The sequence below is a fragment of the Bradyrhizobium sp. genome (assembly GCF_049512235.1).
Classification (GTDB): Bacteria; Pseudomonadota; Alphaproteobacteria; order Rhizobiales; family Xanthobacteraceae; genus Bradyrhizobium.
This window is the reverse complement of the sequence record NZ_JBEKXH010000104.1, coordinates 1-16,583: the sequence shown is the minus strand read 5'-3', so window position 1 is coordinate 16,583 and position 16,583 is coordinate 1. Positions and strand designations below refer to the sequence as shown.

Below are 16,583 nucleotides of genomic sequence, written 5' to 3'. Positions count from 1 at the left end.
CCGGCTCCACGCGATTGGTAAAATTGCGCGGCAAGCTCCGAAGCGACGCCTTCATTTTGGACGAATCCGTTTTCCCTCGCCGATTGCATCGACTCTTCGTAGAGCCTCATTGCATCCGAGTCGCGGCCGTCAAGGCTTGCGATCTCGGCAGCTATCAAAGCTTCCCGGTGCGCATGATTCCCCGCGCAACCCTTTGCCCATTTCTCTATTTGCCTCCGATGCGTCTCGATCTCATCAAGATTGGATTGCCGATGTTCCACCGAAGCTGATTTGCAGGCGGCCGCGAGCGCCAGGGCGCTATAGTAATGATAGTCAACAATCTCAAGAAATTGAAGTGTCGACCATACGAGGTCACGCGCCTTGGCTGCCGCCACCACCGCTGCTGCTATATTTCCTTCAAAGAAGTGCCGTTGCAGCTTATAGATGTAGTATCTGGCCGCGGCGACTGTGAGACGCGAGCCACCTTTGTTCAGACGCTGCTCGAAACCGCGCTCGTCCCGGTCCGACTCCAAGAACAAGCTGCGGCTAACAGTTTGTCCGCAAAGCGCACCAACGAGAATAAGTTGAGCAACCAGCGAATCAGCGGCCAGGCCAAACTTTGCTTCGCGCATGAAAGAAAGTGCTTTGTCGGCTTCCCGATGAACGTCTGATAGGGGCTCTCCCGAGACCATCATGTTGGCTACCACACTTCTTAGACCGTAGGCAGTGTAGGTTAGGTCGCCGACGGCCGTCGCAGCATCGATTGCGCGCTTTAATATCGCGCGGCTGCGCGGAAAATGCGCAGTCCATGGAAGAACGAATGTTCCGAAAAACGTGTAGACTTTCGCCTTGAAACGATCCAAACCAAGCTCGTCAACGAGATCGCATCCGAGTTGCCCGAAGCGCAAAACAGCCTGATAGTCGCCGTGGCCGAGACCCAGTACGACATTGAGTAAGGCGTAGGCACAAGCCGAGGCATCGCAGTTACCATGTTCCATGCTGAGATTCGTGATCCGTAGTACCGCGAGGTAGAATAGATTGTTATCGGTGAACGACGCAGGCGCGAGGAATTCGGCTAGAACATTTACGGCGGCGAGCAGCTCGGGATCATCCATGATTGACAGATCTTTTAGTTCTTCTATTTTCCGCGCCCCGAGCAACTCCCACATTCTTGCCAGTTCCTGGCTCACCTCGCCGTAAGCCGGATGGGGGGACCATTCGACGCCAACGTGACGCAAAAAATCAAGCCCAACGGCGACCGCACGGTCTGTTCGGTCGAGCGTCGTATAGAGCGTCATCCGGAGGCGAGTAATTGCGGCACTATCAATCACATTTTCTGCGCGGTCGGCAAGTTTTGAAAGCCGAATGTTCGCCGTTTCAAGATCGCCAGTCAGAAATTCGCATTCGGCGCGATTTAACTCGAGGTCGAAACTCAGTCGATAGCAGTGACCCCAAGTCTCTACGGACAAGAGCGACGCGCTACCGGCCACAAAATACTTCAACGCTGCCGCGTAGGCAGTGGAAGCCTTGGCACGTCGACCGGCCATTAGATTGTAGTTTGCGACCTGCTGACGTTCAGACGGAGTTTCTATCAGATTCAGGGCACGATTGAATTGGTTGACGATATCAAAGATTTGATTGTCGACTTCTTCCGCGGTCAAGCCATGCGCCAGTACCCTGCCAATACGAAGGTGGATGGGAACACGCTCAGCTTCAGGGATCAACAAATAGGCTGCTTCCTGAACTCGATCATGGATAAACGAATACGTGTCGTCGTGACAGGACACAAAATCGAGGCGAACGGCCTTCCATAGTGCTTTATCGAGCACCTCCCGGGTTCCCCCATACACCGCGGTCAGGGTCTCGATGCGTGCGCTGTTGCCCATACAGGCTAGTTGTTTCAGGGCGTTCTGCACCTGGACCGGGAGCCGGCTCAGCTTCGCAACCATGAGATCGACTACGTTATCAGTGAAACCCTTCGTTGCGATTTCCTCGACGTTCCATGCCCAACTCGCCTTCCCGGCAGCAAATGCAAGCAAGCCTTCCAGCTCGAGTGACGAAATAAATTGAATCACGAAAAATGGATTCCCGCCGGTCTTGGCATGCACAAGCTGCGCGAGTGGGCGGGCATGGTCTGATCTGCACCGCAGAGCGTCGGCTACCAGCCTGGTGACATCCCCCAAAACGAGGTTGGCCAACGATATATGGCGTACCGTCGCCTTTGCCTTGTTGAGATCGGAAAGCGTTCGCGTCAGGGGATGGGTTGAGCCGACCTCGTTGTCACGGTAAGCACCGACGAGGAGCAGATTTCGCACTTCAGCGTGGGTAGTTAGGTGCTTGAGAAGGTCGAGGGTGGCGGGATCGATCCACTGGAGGTCGTCAAGAAAGAGCACAAGTGGTTTCTCAGGCTGTGCAAACACGCCGATAAATCGACCAAACACGGCTTTGAAGCGGCTTTGCGCATCCTGTGGCGAGAGCTCTTGAACTTGTGGCTGCTTTCCGATGATGAGTTCAATCTGCGGAACAAGATCTATGACAAGCTGGGCATTTTGACCGAGAGCGTCTTGCAGCCTGTTTCGCCAGTGAGTCAGCGACTCGTCGTTCTGGCCCAGGATTTGTCCAACCAAACCCTGGAGCGATTGGGCGAGCGTCACGTAGGGAATATCGCGCTTGTATTGGTCGAACTTTCCCCAAGCGAATAAGCCGCGCTGCGAAACAATGGTTTTGTGGAGCTCATTTACTATCGAAGACTTTCCAACGCCCGAGTACCCTGACACCAATACGAGTTCCATCGAACCACCGTGAACGACCCGGCCAAATGCCTCCAGAAGCGCATTTATGTCCGGTTCACGACCGTAGAGCTTTTCCGGGATTAGCAAGCGATCCAAGCCATCGCTCTCACCCAAGGAAAACATATCAATGCGCTGCCGGGATTCCCAATCCGCTTGGCACCGCTTGAGGTCGGCCAAGACGCCCGCCGCGCTTTGGTAGCGATCCTCGGCGTTTTTCGCGAGGAGCTTTAGGACGAGCTCCGCCAGCGTCTTCGGAATCCCCTTGATCCGCTCCTCCGGTCGATCCGGCTGACGAGCAATATGGCAGTGAATCCAACCCATTGGATCCGACGCGGTGAACGGGAGCATTCCCGCAAGCATTTGGTACAGAGTAACGCCCATGGAGTAGAGATCGCTGCGAGCATCGACCGATCGGTTCATGCGACCTGTTTGCTCGGGCGCCATGTAAGCAAACGTACCACCGATAAATTCAACAGGAGCGAGTGCTTGTCGCTCCCGCGACAACCGCGACGCAATGCCAAAGCCAGTGACACGAACGACGTTAGCTTCATCCACGAACAGGTTAGCAGGCTTGATGTCCTTGTGGATCAGACCGCGGAAATGAATTTGTCTAAGGGCTTCTGCAAGACTTACGGCGATCCGAAGAAACGCTGTCGTTTCGAATGCGGAGCCAAGCCGGCTATCCAGCGGATAACCGCCTGGATCCTCAAGTATTAAGGTCGCATTCTCATTGCGGCGCAACAATTCAATAGGCCTCGCCGCCCACGCAGAATCGAGCTCGCCAGCGATGGCGAACTCATTCTCCATCCGTCTTAGTGTGGTCACGCTCCCAGAGCCATTACGCGGCGTCAGAGCCAACACAGGGCGAGAGTCAGACAGTCGATGGCCCCGAAGAAGCGTAAATTCGCTGTCCTCTCGAAGAATCTCAAGGGCGTGTCCGGAGATTACGCTCACTGCTCACGACCCCCAAAAATGCCCGCAATGGCTAGGCTTTCTCAAGCAATTAGGGCGGCACACCCATCGAAGGCCAGTCCGGCGGACAACTAACGCCTGATCCATCTTGCCCGCGATATCCCACGGTTACGATGCTGCAGATCGAGATGGCCTCCGAAAATAGCAATATCAACAGACTAAGGGCAGCACTATCGGACGATGGTATCGGTCGGATCAGATGGCAGTCCGGAAGCGCCTACCATTCCATTCCCATCCATGCTGGGACCAGCGCCCTGACCTTTGCGCGCCTCGCATGGGTAACCGTTTCCATCATTCGTCAGATCGGTACCATGGCATGACGGACGTCCCTTGAGAGGGCACCAAATTCATTCAACCGTCTGCTGCGGGCTGAAGCACAAATTTGAAGGTTGTACCCCGAGGATTGTTCGAATCAACCAACAAGCGGCCGTCGTGAGCCTCGATAATTGAATGGCAAATCGGAAGGCCCATACCCATACCGTCGGCCTTTGTCGTGAAGAGCGGATTGAATATCCGCTCGATATCCCGCGCAGCGATACCTGTTCCGGTGTCCGAAACGGAGACCGTCACACCGCCGCTCTCCAGGACGTCTGATCTCAGGCTCAGAATCCGTGGTCCCTCTTGGTTCGTCATCGAATCGATAGCATTTGTGATCAAATTCAAAAGTACTTGCTGTAGCTGAATTGGATCGCCTTTGACCTGCGGATGCAATGCTGACGGCTCGATTTTCACCTGTATCCGATGCCGTTGGAGATCACCGCGCAACAATTCGATGGTTTCGCCGATTAGATCATCCAAATCGAGCAAAGTTCTGACGCTGGCATCCTTTTTAAAGTTCGCTCGAACACGTTCGATTACTGCAACGGCGCGATCACCGTCAGCAGCGAGATGCTTCAATTGCGCCCTTGCTTTGTCAAGATCGGGGGTGGAACGATCAAGCCAGCTGAGACTCGTCTGCGCTCGCATCAACATGGCGAACAGCGGCTGTTTGACTTCGTGAGCAACGGCTGCCGCAACGGCATCACCAGTTGCGAGCCTCGCCCCTCGTTCACGACGTTGAGCACGCACGGCTCGGAGCAGTCGCCCATAGATCGTTGTTATCTCATAAAGCAGGACAACAAGAACTACAGCGCTGGAAAAAACGCCAATGACCCGGACGGTATACCAGCCGAGGCTATAGCGCACCGGATGCGGATAGTAGGTTAGAGGTATCTCTATCGCGTACGAGAAGATCACAACCATCAACCAGAGATCGACCATTGAACGTCGTCGAACCCAGAGTACGGTGAGGGCGGCCATACACAGGAGTACGATGGGTCCGCCGATAAGATAAGGCCAGTCCGCGTTAAAATGGAGCGGGTCCTGTGAAACCCGGGGCAATAGTCCTTCGCCTTCTGTGCAGATAAATGACAGGGCAAACACGATGGCTGCCGTCAGAGTCACGCTCAGGGCGATCGCCCCTCGCGCGCTGCCCTGCCAGTATCGCTTCCTGGACTCCGCATCCTTCAACATAGCGTAGCCGAGTACGAACAAGGCAAAACCACCATGCCAGGAAATATAGAGCCATGCCGGGCTTTGCACACCACCAATCAGAGCGTTCGGCGCGAGGCCGCCCGCAAGGGTCATAACCCATGGAATCGTGATAAGCGCCGTGAAGACATAGCCGTTTGCAATCAAGAGTAGCGCCCGGGAGCGCAGTATGGAGTACTGTGCGAACAGCAGAATCGCGGTGACCGAATCGTTCACGAACATCGCTGCCACATAAGCTGGCACGAACCAGGTATTCTGACCCAATTGGACCCCGGCGAATGGCCCGCTAACGAGGAAATAGGCGGTGACCAATACGAGCACCAAAAACAGCGCAAGCCTTTTTTGCGCTGGGCCAGGCGACAACTCTGAAGAAAAGAGACTTTGCTCCCCGGAAAGGCCGACGACTTCATCTCGCATTGGCACAACCCCTGGCGGAGCATTGCGAGGCCATGCGCAATTTCTCACCACGCTCCACTACCCTACTCACATTTTGCCATCCGTTTTCTAATCCGAGCCCAAGCGACCACCCCCGATCGTGACAAGCCGATATCTAACTCAGCCTTTCTCGTCACCGCGCCCACGCTGCAGCGCATCTTGAATACCTTTTAACAAATCCTGCTTGCTCACCGGCTTGCTGAGCACGCACACCGCGCCAAGACCCAACGCACGGATGCGCAACTGTTCAGTGACGAACGCCGAAATCACGATGGTCGGAATTCTAAATCCCGACATCGCCAGGCGGTCCTGAAGCTGAAGACCCGACATGCAACCCAGTTGCACATCGGTAATGAGACACGACGTCGCTTTGAGCTGGCCGTTGTTCAGAAAGTCCTCGGCCGACGAAAACCCATCGACTTGGAAACCGGCAGCATCAAGAAGGTCCTCCATAGCCTTAAGGACCGTCAGGTCGTCATCGACACATGCGATTAGCGTAGCCTGCTGCAAAACGATCTCCTATGTACAGCCTCCGGGGCCCTCAAGTGCCAGCGTCGCCCGCCCATTGCTGGGTAACGGGCTCAACGGCCTCGCTGCCCACGCTGATTCTAGACGCCGGCAATGGCAAGTTCGTTATCGAACCGTCCTAGGACCACCCCCGATCCGTGTTCCATAGCGCGGCGCAACAGCTATGATGAGGCGCGAGCCGAACAGTCTGTGGCCGCGGTAAAGCGCAAGTTCGCTGTCCTCTCGAAAAATCTCAATGGCGTGTCCGAAGAGACCGCTCACTGCTCACCACCCCCAAATAATGCCCGAAAAGGATCGGCCCTATCAAGCAAGTATAGCGGCACACCTATCAAATGCCATCATTTCGGCGATCTTCGAACGGCTGGTTTATCCGGATCCCTTTGTAAGATCCTACCGGACCTCGGCCGCGACATCCCGCGGTGACGATGCCGCCGATCGAGATGTCCCCGGATAAGGGCAATATCAACAGACTAGGGGGAGCACTATCGGACGATGGTATCGGTCGGATCAGATGGACCTGAGGTGCCCACGTTTCCATTCCCATCTATACTCGGACCGGCGCCTGATTTTCGGGTAGCTCGCAACGGTTAACCGCTTCTATCCATCGCCAAATCGACACCAAGGTAGGATGGACGTCGGGTTGTGAGCTGCCCTATATTTGTGCAATCGCGTGTGTCGGTCACGGACCCTTCGCTTGCCTCCAAGATCACGCGAAGTGTCAGGATTTGAATATGGTTACACGATCGCTCGTTTCGGTCGTCGATGACGACGAGTCCGTACGTGAGTCCTTGCCAGACTTGCTGGGGGAATTTGGCTTTGCGACGATGGCCTTTTCGTCGGGGGAAGAATTCCTCGCCTCGGAATACGTCGGTCAGACCAGATGTCTGATCGTTGACATTTCCATGCCCGGAATGACAGGGCCAGAGCTGCAACGGGAAATGGGATCCCGACGGCTGGCAATTCCCATCATCTTCATCACCGCTTATGAAGATGAGAACATGTTTTCGCGCCTGCTTGAGCGGGGGGCCGTTGATTGCCTGCTCAAGCCATTTAGCGATGCCGAGCTGCTCAAGGCACTCGATGCGGCTTTTGGAGTTTGAACCGTTGGCTTGCGGCGGTAGCAATGCATGCCAACACGATTTTGGCCCTGGCTGGATACGGTGCCAGGCTGCCCGAGTCAGTGGCGACCACTGCTCGATCCGCAGACCTGGGCATTGTTCGCGAAATGCGCTCGCAGCGTCCGCGCATTGTTGCCCCTCCACAAGCAGTTGCAGACGACAATCCTTAAACCGTAAATGGTTCGATCGCGAGACGGCCAGCGCCATGTTGAGGCGGATCCAATGACCAAAGGCGGCCTCAGAATGAGGGTAGGGAAGCTTGGCACCTGGCTCATCTGTGCGGGCGCCATGGCCGCCTTCGGGTCGCTCGCGGGAAACTACGTCTGGACCTCTCGCTGGCCATCGACTCTCGATGCTGCACCGACAGAGTCGGTCAAAATTGCTGCGGTTGCGTACATCGGCTCGTGCCCAATCCTGATGGCGAAAGAAAATGGCTATCTTGCAAGCGAGGGTATCGCAGCAGAAGTAAACTTCCAGGCGAACGGTAAAGTGGCGCTTGCAGAAGCGTTGCAAGGGCGCGCCGACCTGGCCACCGCAGCCGATACTCCCATCATGTTCGCGGCGATGAACGATCAGCCCGTCTCGGTGATTGCCGCGATGACTGCGATGGAGGATCACGCGATCGTCGGAAGAAAGGATCGGGGTATCATTAGTCCCTCCAGCTTGAAGGGGAAGCGCCTCGGGGTGACGATGGGCACCACCACACAATTCTTCCTCGACGCATTCTTAAACCGGCAACAATTTACGCCTACGGACATAACCTTAGTCGACATGCTGCCGCAGAAACTGGCCGAGACGCTTGCACGAGGCGACATCGACGCGGTGGTATTGTATCAACCATTCCTGAACATGGCGGCGGCCGCCCTCAAGGACAAGGCGACAGTGCTATCCGGCGAAGGCGTATACGACGCTTTGTTCGCCCTGGCCGGAACGCGCGACTACGTCAGCGCGCATCAGCCAACGCTCGAGAAGGTTCTCCGGGCAACCATACGAGGTGCTCAATTCTGCAAGGAATCGCCGGACCTTGCCCGCGAGGTTCTCGCCAAGGCAATGAATACGGACGCCGTCGTCTTGAAGGCTATCTGGCCATCGTATCGGTTTGAAGTCGGCCTGCGGCAGGGCCTACTTCTCACTTTGGAGGACGAGGCGCGTTGGGCGATCAAGAATAGACTGACCGACAAGACGAAAGTACCGAACTATCTGGATCATCTGGGGCTTGCCCCTCTTCGGGCAGCCGCACCATCCGCCGTAACGGTAATTCATTGAGCCCGTTTCATGAGGATAGCGACGCGCCTTGGGCTTACAGGAGCAGTGCTGGTGGCGGTTGTGTCGCTTATGGGATCGGTTCTGGTATCGACGAACCGAACCGTGCGGCAGGAGTTGGCGAATAACGAAGGTGCGGGCGAGATTTTGAACGACGTTTTCAGCATCCGATATCTGCTGCAGGAGTACGTGCTCCATCACGAAGAGCGCGCGCGGGCTCAGTGGCTCATAACGGAAGATTCGCTATTGAGATTGTTGGTAGCTCAGCCGGCGCTCACGGGCGCGCAGGACGATGTTCTCGTCAATCTGCGGCTCACAAACGGAACTGTAAAGTCTCTTTTTTCCCAAATTGTGAAGAACTATGAGACGAACGCCAGCGATGGCTTAAAGGCGGCGCTGCGCCAGGAACTGGAGGAGAGACTGACGGGCCAGATCATGATCAGGCTTGAATCCATGATCTCAGATGCCGCAACCCTTTCCGAACAAAGCCGTATGGGTGTGATGATGGCGCAAGGTAACGAAGGAATAGCAGTGGCTACGATCAGCGGGCTGATTCTGCTCATCTTTGCAATCTCGATTTTTGTTACCTACACAAGCGTACTCCGCCCACTTGCTAAGCTAAGCTCCGGCGCTGCCACTATCGGCGGCGGTAATTTCGATTTTAGACTTGATGATGCCCGCAGGGACGAAGTCGGTGAGCTTGCACGCGTATTCAACGAAATGGCGGAAAAGCTCAGGGGCCGTGAAGCGAAGATCCGGCGTTTGGTCGATTCCAACATCATCGGCATCATGATCTCGGAACTTGAAGGTGAAGTTCTCGAAGCCAACGATGCTTTTCTCAAGCTGGTTGGATACGACCGTCTCGACTTGCAGTCTGGTCGCATCGATTGGAAGAAAATCACACCGAGCGAATTCCAGGTCGCGGATTCTCGAGCGATCCAGGAGCTCAGGGAAAGTGGAACATACGCACCGTTCGAGAAGGAGTATTTTTGTAAGGACGGGAGCCGGATTCCGGTGATGATTGGAGGCGCACTTCTCGAGGGACGTCCGGCGAGCACCGTCGGCTTTGTCTTGGACCTCACGGATCGCAAGGCCACGCAGGAAGCCCTTGCCCAGACTCGAGCCGATTTGACGCGCGTGGCAAGGGTGTCGAGCCTTGGCGCATTGACGGCGTCGATCGCGCACGAAGTCAACCAGCCACTTGCGGGCATTATAACCAACGCCAGCACCTGTTTGCGGATGCTGGCTGTTGACCCTCCCAACATTGATGGCGCGCGCCAGACCGCACGGCGCACGATTCGCGACGGCAATCGCGCATCTGATGTCGTTAAGCGATTGCGGGCGCTCTTCGCCAAGAAGCAAACGACAATGGAGCCGCTGGACCTGAACGAGGCAACGCGGGAGGTCATCGCCCTGCTTAGAGGTGAGCTTCAGAAGAGCCGAGCGGTATTGCAGGTGGATCTCACCACCGGCCTCCCGCCCGTTATGGGCGATCGCGTGCAACTTCAGCAGGTGATTTTGAACCTGCTTGCGAACGCCGCGGACGCGATGAGCGACATCGATGATCGTCCCAGGCAGTTGGTGGTTACGACGGAACGAGACGGAGACGATTCTGTTTGCCTGGCGATACGAGATGCCGGCGTGGGTTTTGATCCTCAAAGCGTGGAAAGGCTTTTCGATGCATTCTACACCACCAAGAGCGGCGGCATGGGGATCGGCCTATTCGTCTGCCGCTCTATCATCAGCAGCCACAACGGACGTCTTTGGGCGTCGCAGAATGATGGCCCGGGAGCGACATTTTCCTTCACTCTTCCCTGTGTCGATTGAAAGCGGTTGACGCATAACATACGGAAGCTCGCAGGTGGTTTTTTGATGCGTTTTCACGCTTCGATCACCGAGCGACCGACCTAACTTATTGGAGAGGTTTGCTTTTTGGCGCAGTCCCTCGCCGTCGGATTGGCGCTTTTGTCGGCACTGACTGGCGTTGCGGAAAGGTCAAAGCGCTGGCATTATTTGGGGAGGGGCGGCAAAATCCGTGCCGGCGCTGCGAAGATCGAAATCAGGAGCTTTGGATGGCTTCGCAGTTTCCGAGAAGGGACCCTGCGCGAAATGTTCTCGATGCAGCCGGTTCGGCTGATCCGCACGGATATGGTACCGAGAAGTATGGACCCGACGGCCTACTGGTTTCGTCAGCCGATCGAGGCTGGACCGGGTTATCCGCAGCACTCTTCCAACACGGCAGCGGCGTCCTGTCGTGGAAAAATGTCCAGCCCGACACCGAAATCTGCGTCAATTTGCTGGGCAATCAGTCGGTCGTTACACGGACGGGCGGGGGCATTTTCGACCAGACAATTGCTGCGCGAGGGAAGCTTTGGATGTCTCCGGCTGGACTGCAGGAAGATGTCCTGGATATCTCTGATCATATGCCTGAGGTTTTACATATCTATCTTCCTCGAAGTCACTTCACGCCAGAGGGCCTTGGTGTCGACCTCGATCAATCGGTGATCGACTCACTGCGGTTTGAGAGCAGCTTCGAGGATCCCCTTCTCGCGGAGATAGGATATGCCATAGCTGCAGAATTGGAGACCCAGACCTCTGCTGGTCGGGTGCTTGCCGATACATTGGCTTCCAGCCTCGCGGCAAGATTGCTTCAGAAGTATGTTAGCCGATCACCTGCACAAGCCAGATCGCTGGTTGCGCAGGAAGGTCTTGATCGACGAAGATTGTCGCGTGTCTTGGAGTATATCGACGCTAACTTGGAAGGTAATCTCACGCTTGATGAGTTGGCATCGATTGCCTGCCTGAGCCGGTTTCATTTCGCACGCGCCTTCAAAGCGGCCGTGGGTCGATCGCCCCATCAGTACGTCAGCGCGAAGCGTCTGGAGCGCGCCAAAGAGCTGCTGACGAGAGGAGATCGCCCGTTGGTCGATATTGCGCTCGCTCTCAACTTTTCCTCCCAGGCCAATTTCTCGCGAGCTTTCCGTCACATGACGGGTCGAGCCCCTGGACAATTTAGGCGCGGTTCGACCTAGTCCTGCAATTTTTAAGTTCTGACCATTTCAACACTTGCCGTGCTGCGCTATCGCTGCCCCGCGAAGTGCGACGAAGTGCGGGAGAGGGAGCGAGAGGACAGCGTTGCCGGCCTGAACCGCCAGCTTTGGTGGAATCGGTCATCCAGTTGATGGCCGGCAGGCGCCGTGGAGTCGCCCCCCCCTTGATCATTCCGTTCCCGTTTGGTTCCGTTTCTTCCCGCAAACAGCAAGAAATGACAATGCCGCGGCAACCGTCGCAAAGCCACGACCGTTTTTTTCGAGCAGTATAATTGCGGTGATTGCTCGCCGAGAGGCACCTAGTGCCGCCCGCTAAGTAAGTGAGCGATATGCCATGCTTTTCCAACGAGGGGATATGCATGAAAATATCCGGCAAAGCTGACTGGAAAACCGGATCCATTCCCGTTTCACAAGTAAAGCCAATGGTATTCGTTGTTGACGACGACGTCTCGGTACGCGAATCCCTGGAAGGACTGATCAGCACCGAAGGCTGGGAGACCGAGATATTTTCCTCAGCACAGGAGTTTCTCTCGCACCCACGGAAGACCGTTCCGAGCTGCATCGTACTTGACGTCAGTCTGCCAGGCATCAGTGGTCTCGATCTGCAGAAGCGATTGAACACGGATGGGATCAATATCCCCATCATCTTCATTACCGGATATGGCGATATACCGATGACGGTTCGGGCTATGAAGGCCGGCGCTGTCGAGTTCTTGACGAAGCCGTTCAGCCACGAGGAGCTGTTCAGCGCCATCGGTCAGGCCATCGAGCGCAGCCATTCCGCACTTTGTCATGAAGCGGAGGTACGGGAGCTGCGGAACCGTCACGACCTACTCAGCCGGCGCGAGCAGGAGGTAATGGCTTTGGTGGTTTCAGGTCTGCTGAACAAGCAGGTCGGATTCGAGCTTGGCATCAGCGAGATCACCGTGAAGGCGCATCGAGGCAAGGTGATGCGCAAGATGAAAGCCAACTCTTTGGCGGACCTCGTGACCATGGCTGCCAAGCTCCAACTGGCCTCGCCGCAGAAGAATTGATGCAGCACCGACCGCAGCCCTCGGTCCTGATGGTTCGAGCATCGCCTTCCGGTTCGATGGCATGAGACGTGACAGCCAGTCCGCCCCGGAAGGGCGCCGCTGGCGACATCGGTCGATCCTTCAAGCCTTCTTCAGGAAACCGACGAAAAGGGCAATCCGGCAGAGGTTCCTTCAATCGAGGCGGGCTTAATGATGCCAACATGGCGGCCGCAACCGAAAGGAAATGCCATGGCCGCCGCAGGAGTTCAGCAACGAGAATTGGGACCGGATGGTTCTCCGTCGCAAGCGGATTCCAATTTCAGTTTCGTTCATGGTGATTTCGCAGTCACCGTCATCAGCGACGGCTTCATAACCGTACCCATCGAAATCGTCGCCCCGGAGGCATCTCCAGACCAGCGCGCCGAGATCCTGAGGCGAACCGGACATCAAAGCTCCGGACTGGTCGATTCCAAAACAAATATTCCGGTTATCAAGAAGGGAGACGATCTGATCATCGTCGATATCGGCTCTGGCGACAAATACCAGCCTTCCGATGGGCGGCTTTCCGCAAACCTATTGGCGTCCGGAATAGACGCGGACGCCATTACCAAGGTCGTGTTCACGCACGCACATCCGGACCATGTGTGGGGGACGCTCGCGCCAGGCGGCAGCCTAAGATTTCCGAACGCGACCTACTTTGTCGGAGCCGCCGAATGGGACTACTGGATGGATCCGGATTATCTCAACAGCATGCCATCCGAACTGCATGAATTCGCCCGAGGCGCGCAACGCGATCTCGGCGCCATCAAGGATCGCGTGGTCATGGTAAAGCCTGGAGATGATATCGTGACCGGCTTAAGAGTAATCGATACCGCTGGCCACACGCCAGGCCACATTTCGCTGGAAGTGACGGGCGGCGACGGCCTGATCATCAGCGCAGATGCGGCAACCAACGAAATTTACTCGTTCCAGCATCCAAAAGCCAAGTTCGGCTACGACACCATTCCGGAGCTCGCGATCAGAAACCGGGCGCGCCTGATTGATCGCGCGGCATCCGACCGAACCAAACTTCTCGGCTATCACTGGACCTATCCAGGCATAGGCTTTGCGGAGCGCAGGGGCGATGGGTACCGCTATGTTCCAGCCTGACCGCGGATGCCCTCAGTCATGGCGTAATATCATTCAAATCCCCGGCGTGGCATAACGGTTTCGATTTTAATCGTGAAGCTGCGATCCGAAGCCGCGAAGCTCTTGCCGACCGGACATCGAGGGACAGGCCAAGGCTCGTCCCTATTTCGAGCGCGGGATACCCGGAAGGAGGCGCCCGAGCCTTCAGCTTTCCACCCGCCAGCTAGGCACGGTACGGCCTGGTGGCGTTGCCGATCCTCCTCAAACTCAGAGTCGGTCGCCCGGGCCCCGGTCGCAATCCGCAGGGCCGGGCACGGGAATATGACCGAGAGCGGTTCGGGTTTGCCGACGCCGACTCGTTCCTTGAAACTGATCCAGGCAAGAGCCCCGCATCGTCGTAGCCGTGACGCTGAACGTCGCTCGAACGTACCAACCTGCGGGAATTCGTCCAATCGCAACTGAAGGCCGAGGATTACTAAGGACGTGCCGACCGCAGGGGGCGGTGAACGATCTGATGATACAGCCAGCGAGGACTTCACGATGACCCAGGCTCTTCCAACAATCACACGGCGGGGTTTTTGCCTTTGCTGCATCGCATCGGCGACTTTCAGCGCAGGCGGCGGGTGGCTGAGCCCGCGTCAGGCGTATGCCGAAGCTCACAACATCGTTGACATGATCCGGGCGGACGCTGCAACGGCGACAATCAAGGTGCACAAATAGCGCGGCGGCGTGAGCGTGCTCGAGGGATCCGGCGGCAACGTTGCCGTCCTCACCGGCCCGGACGGAAAGCTTCTGGTCGATGCCGGCATAACGGTGTCAAAGCCCCGCATGATGGAAGCGCTTGCAAGCCTTAGCAACGATCCGATCCGGCATCTCATCAATACCCATTGGCACTTCGACCACGCCGACGGCAATGAATGGGTTCACGGCGAAGGCGCAACCATCCTCGCCCATGAAAATACCAAAAAACATCTTTCGACGATGCAGCGGGTCGAAGACTGGGATTTCAATTTCCCCGCGCTGGCTCCAGGCGCCATGCCGACCGAAACGTTTTCACAAGACAAGACCCTGTCGGTCAATCGCGCCACCCTGCAGATGAAACACTATAAGCCGGCCCACACCGATAGCGACATTTCCGTTCATTTTGTCGAAGCCGACGTCCTGCACGTTGCCGATACGTTCTGGAACGGAATCTACCCTTTCATCGACTACTCCACCGGCGGCAACATCGACGGAATGATCCTCGCCGCCGACGCCAATCTGCGGACAGCGACCGAACAGACGATCGTGATTCCCGGTCACGGCTATCCCGTGAGCAACCGCGCCGAGCTCAAGGAGTATCGTGACATGCTGGTCGCGATCCGCGGCAACGTCGCGAAGCTCAAGAAGCAGGAGCTCTCGCTGGAAGCGATTATCGCGGCGAAGCCGACTGCCGCCTACGATTCCAAATGGGGTCAGTTCGTGATCACCCCGGCGTTGTTCACAAAGCTGGTCTATGAGGGCGTTTGATGGGAGGGCGCCGCGACAAAGCCGGCCTGATGCGTCGGTGCATCGCCAGTATCAACGATTCACCGATCAGCGGGAGCAATCGCAGATTTTACTGGCCACTGCCGCCGTCCGGACCATCAGCCGTTGCGCAGTGACCTTGGGTTCTGAGGAGATCGGGATGCCCAGCGTGAACAAATACCCGAGCGACGTCGCCTTCACGCCTTCGGTCAAGGCCGTCCAATCGCGAAAAGGTTCGCGGCATGCCTATGAACGCGTCGAGGCCAGAGGTTCCTGGCAGACCAGCATAACGGCAGAGCTAAAGGCGTTCATCGAAGCGCAACGGAGTGTCTTCCTGGCCACGACAAACCGGGACGGGCAACCGACCATACAGCACCGCGGAGGTCCGGCGGGATTTCTGAGGGTGCTCGATGAGAAGACGATCGCGTTCGTCGATTTTGTTGGAAACCGCCAATATATCACGGTCGGGAATCTTGCGGAGAATCCCAAGGCCCATCTGTTCCTGATCGATTATGCGCATCAGCGGCGAATAAAGATCTGGGGCGAAGCCCGCGTGGTCGAGGGCGACGACGGTCTTATCGCGAAGCTCATGCCGGAAGGATACAAGGCGCGACCGGAACAAGTCATCCTGTTTACCGTCGGCGCGTGGGATGCGAATTGCCCTCAGCACATCCCCCAACGGTTCGAGGCGGCCGATGTCGCCGCTTCGCTGGCCCAACGAGACAATCGCATTCTCGAGCTTGAGAGCGAGATAGAGCGATTGCGCGCTCAAGCACAACCACGGGAACGGAATTCAGCATGAAAACGGCAGAGCGGGAGCCTGACGCACCGGCGGATGCTTCCAACACGGCTCGGATGGGTGTCGGTTCGTGGATCATTCTCATCGTGCTCCTATCGCTCTTGGCAGCCACATCCGTGATTGTTTACCTTGGCTGGACGCATGGTGGGACGGACGCCGATGTGCCGACGTCAGGTTATGTCGCGATGGCAATCGGCGTCATCGTTTCGTTGGCTGTTGGCTTCGGCCTTTTGGCGCTCCTCTTTTACAGCAGTCGAAAAGGATATGACGAGCCGCCCGTATTGATTATCCCTACGAACCTGCTTGAGATGTCGGACTCCCCGCGTGTTAAATCAGAGCAATAGTCGGCTCGATTGGGAAATTCTTCAGCAAGCACCGGGAAACAACAGGGTAAGAACTGTTCGGGATCCCGCCGCGAATGAATGAACGTTCTTGCCCAGGGTGAGGATGGGCACTGCCGTCATTATAAG

12 protein-coding genes are annotated in these 16,583 nt (G+C 56.5%); 9 read left to right on the top strand and 3 right to left on the bottom strand.

All coding sequences use genetic code 11. The features are described 5' to 3' along the window. The 3 genes from ABSG20_RS12315 to ABSG20_RS12305 form a co-directional block, all read right to left on the bottom strand. The coding region (locus ABSG20_RS12315) for an ATP-binding protein (protein WP_423864775.1) at positions 1-3,578 on the bottom strand (3,578 nt) is incomplete at its 3' end. A 516-nt stretch (positions 3,579-4,094) separates the two neighbouring features. Then, positions 4,095-5,690 (bottom strand): MASE4 domain-containing protein, encoded by a 1,596-nt coding sequence (locus tag ABSG20_RS12310; RefSeq protein ID WP_423864774.1) that lies wholly within the window; start codon positions 5,688-5,690, stop codon positions 4,095-4,097. A 138-nt stretch (positions 5,691-5,828) separates the two neighbouring features. Then, positions 5,829-6,218, bottom strand: a complete 390-nt coding sequence (locus ABSG20_RS12305) for a response regulator transcription factor (RefSeq protein WP_423864773.1) — start codon at positions 6,216-6,218, stop codon at positions 5,829-5,831. Between the two features lie 749 nt (positions 6,219-6,967). On the opposite strand from ABSG20_RS12305, the gene ABSG20_RS12300 reads away from it, so the two are divergent. From ABSG20_RS12300 to ABSG20_RS12260, 9 genes are all read left to right on the top strand, one after another. Next, positions 6,968-7,336 carry a response regulator gene (locus tag ABSG20_RS12300; RefSeq protein WP_423864772.1) on the top strand — a complete coding sequence of 123 codons (369 nt, stop codon included), beginning with the start codon at positions 6,968-6,970 and terminating at the stop codon, positions 7,334-7,336. A gap of 240 nt (positions 7,337-7,576) precedes the next feature. Beyond that, on the top strand, positions 7,577-8,620 hold the full coding sequence (locus ABSG20_RS12295) for an ABC transporter substrate-binding protein (RefSeq protein WP_423864771.1): 1,044 nt from the start codon (positions 7,577-7,579) through the stop codon (positions 8,618-8,620). A 51-nt stretch (positions 8,621-8,671) separates the two neighbouring features. Next, positions 8,672-10,444 carry an ATP-binding protein gene (locus ABSG20_RS12290; RefSeq protein WP_423864770.1) on the top strand — a complete coding sequence of 591 codons (1,773 nt, stop codon included), beginning with the start codon at positions 8,672-8,674 and terminating at the stop codon, positions 10,442-10,444. 245 nt (positions 10,445-10,689) lie between these two features. After that, on the top strand, positions 10,690-11,649 hold the full coding sequence (locus tag ABSG20_RS12285) for a helix-turn-helix domain-containing protein (protein ID WP_423864769.1): 960 nt from the start codon (positions 10,690-10,692) through the stop codon (positions 11,647-11,649). 377 nt (positions 11,650-12,026) lie between these two features. Beyond that, positions 12,027-12,701, top strand: coding sequence for a response regulator transcription factor (locus ABSG20_RS12280; protein ID WP_423864768.1), 675 nt, complete (start codon positions 12,027-12,029; stop codon positions 12,699-12,701). Between the two features lie 228 nt (positions 12,702-12,929). After that, entirely contained in the window at positions 12,930-13,829 is a 900-nt protein-coding gene (locus tag ABSG20_RS12275; RefSeq protein ID WP_423864767.1) for an MBL fold metallo-hydrolase, read from the top strand. 708 nt (positions 13,830-14,537) lie between these two features. Further along, entirely contained in the window at positions 14,538-15,317 is a 780-nt protein-coding gene (locus ABSG20_RS12270) for an MBL fold metallo-hydrolase (protein WP_423864766.1), read from the top strand. 157 nt (positions 15,318-15,474) lie between these two features. Beyond that, positions 15,475-16,116 (top strand): pyridoxamine 5'-phosphate oxidase family protein, encoded by a 642-nt coding sequence (locus ABSG20_RS12265; RefSeq protein WP_423864776.1) that lies wholly within the window; start codon positions 15,475-15,477, stop codon positions 16,114-16,116. Next, complete coding sequence (locus tag ABSG20_RS12260) at positions 16,113-16,457, top strand: hypothetical protein (RefSeq protein ID WP_423864765.1); 345 nt, start codon at positions 16,113-16,115, stop codon at positions 16,455-16,457. The genes ABSG20_RS12265 and ABSG20_RS12260 overlap by 4 nt, the downstream gene beginning before the upstream one ends. Positions 16,458-16,583 lie beyond the last annotated feature (126 nt).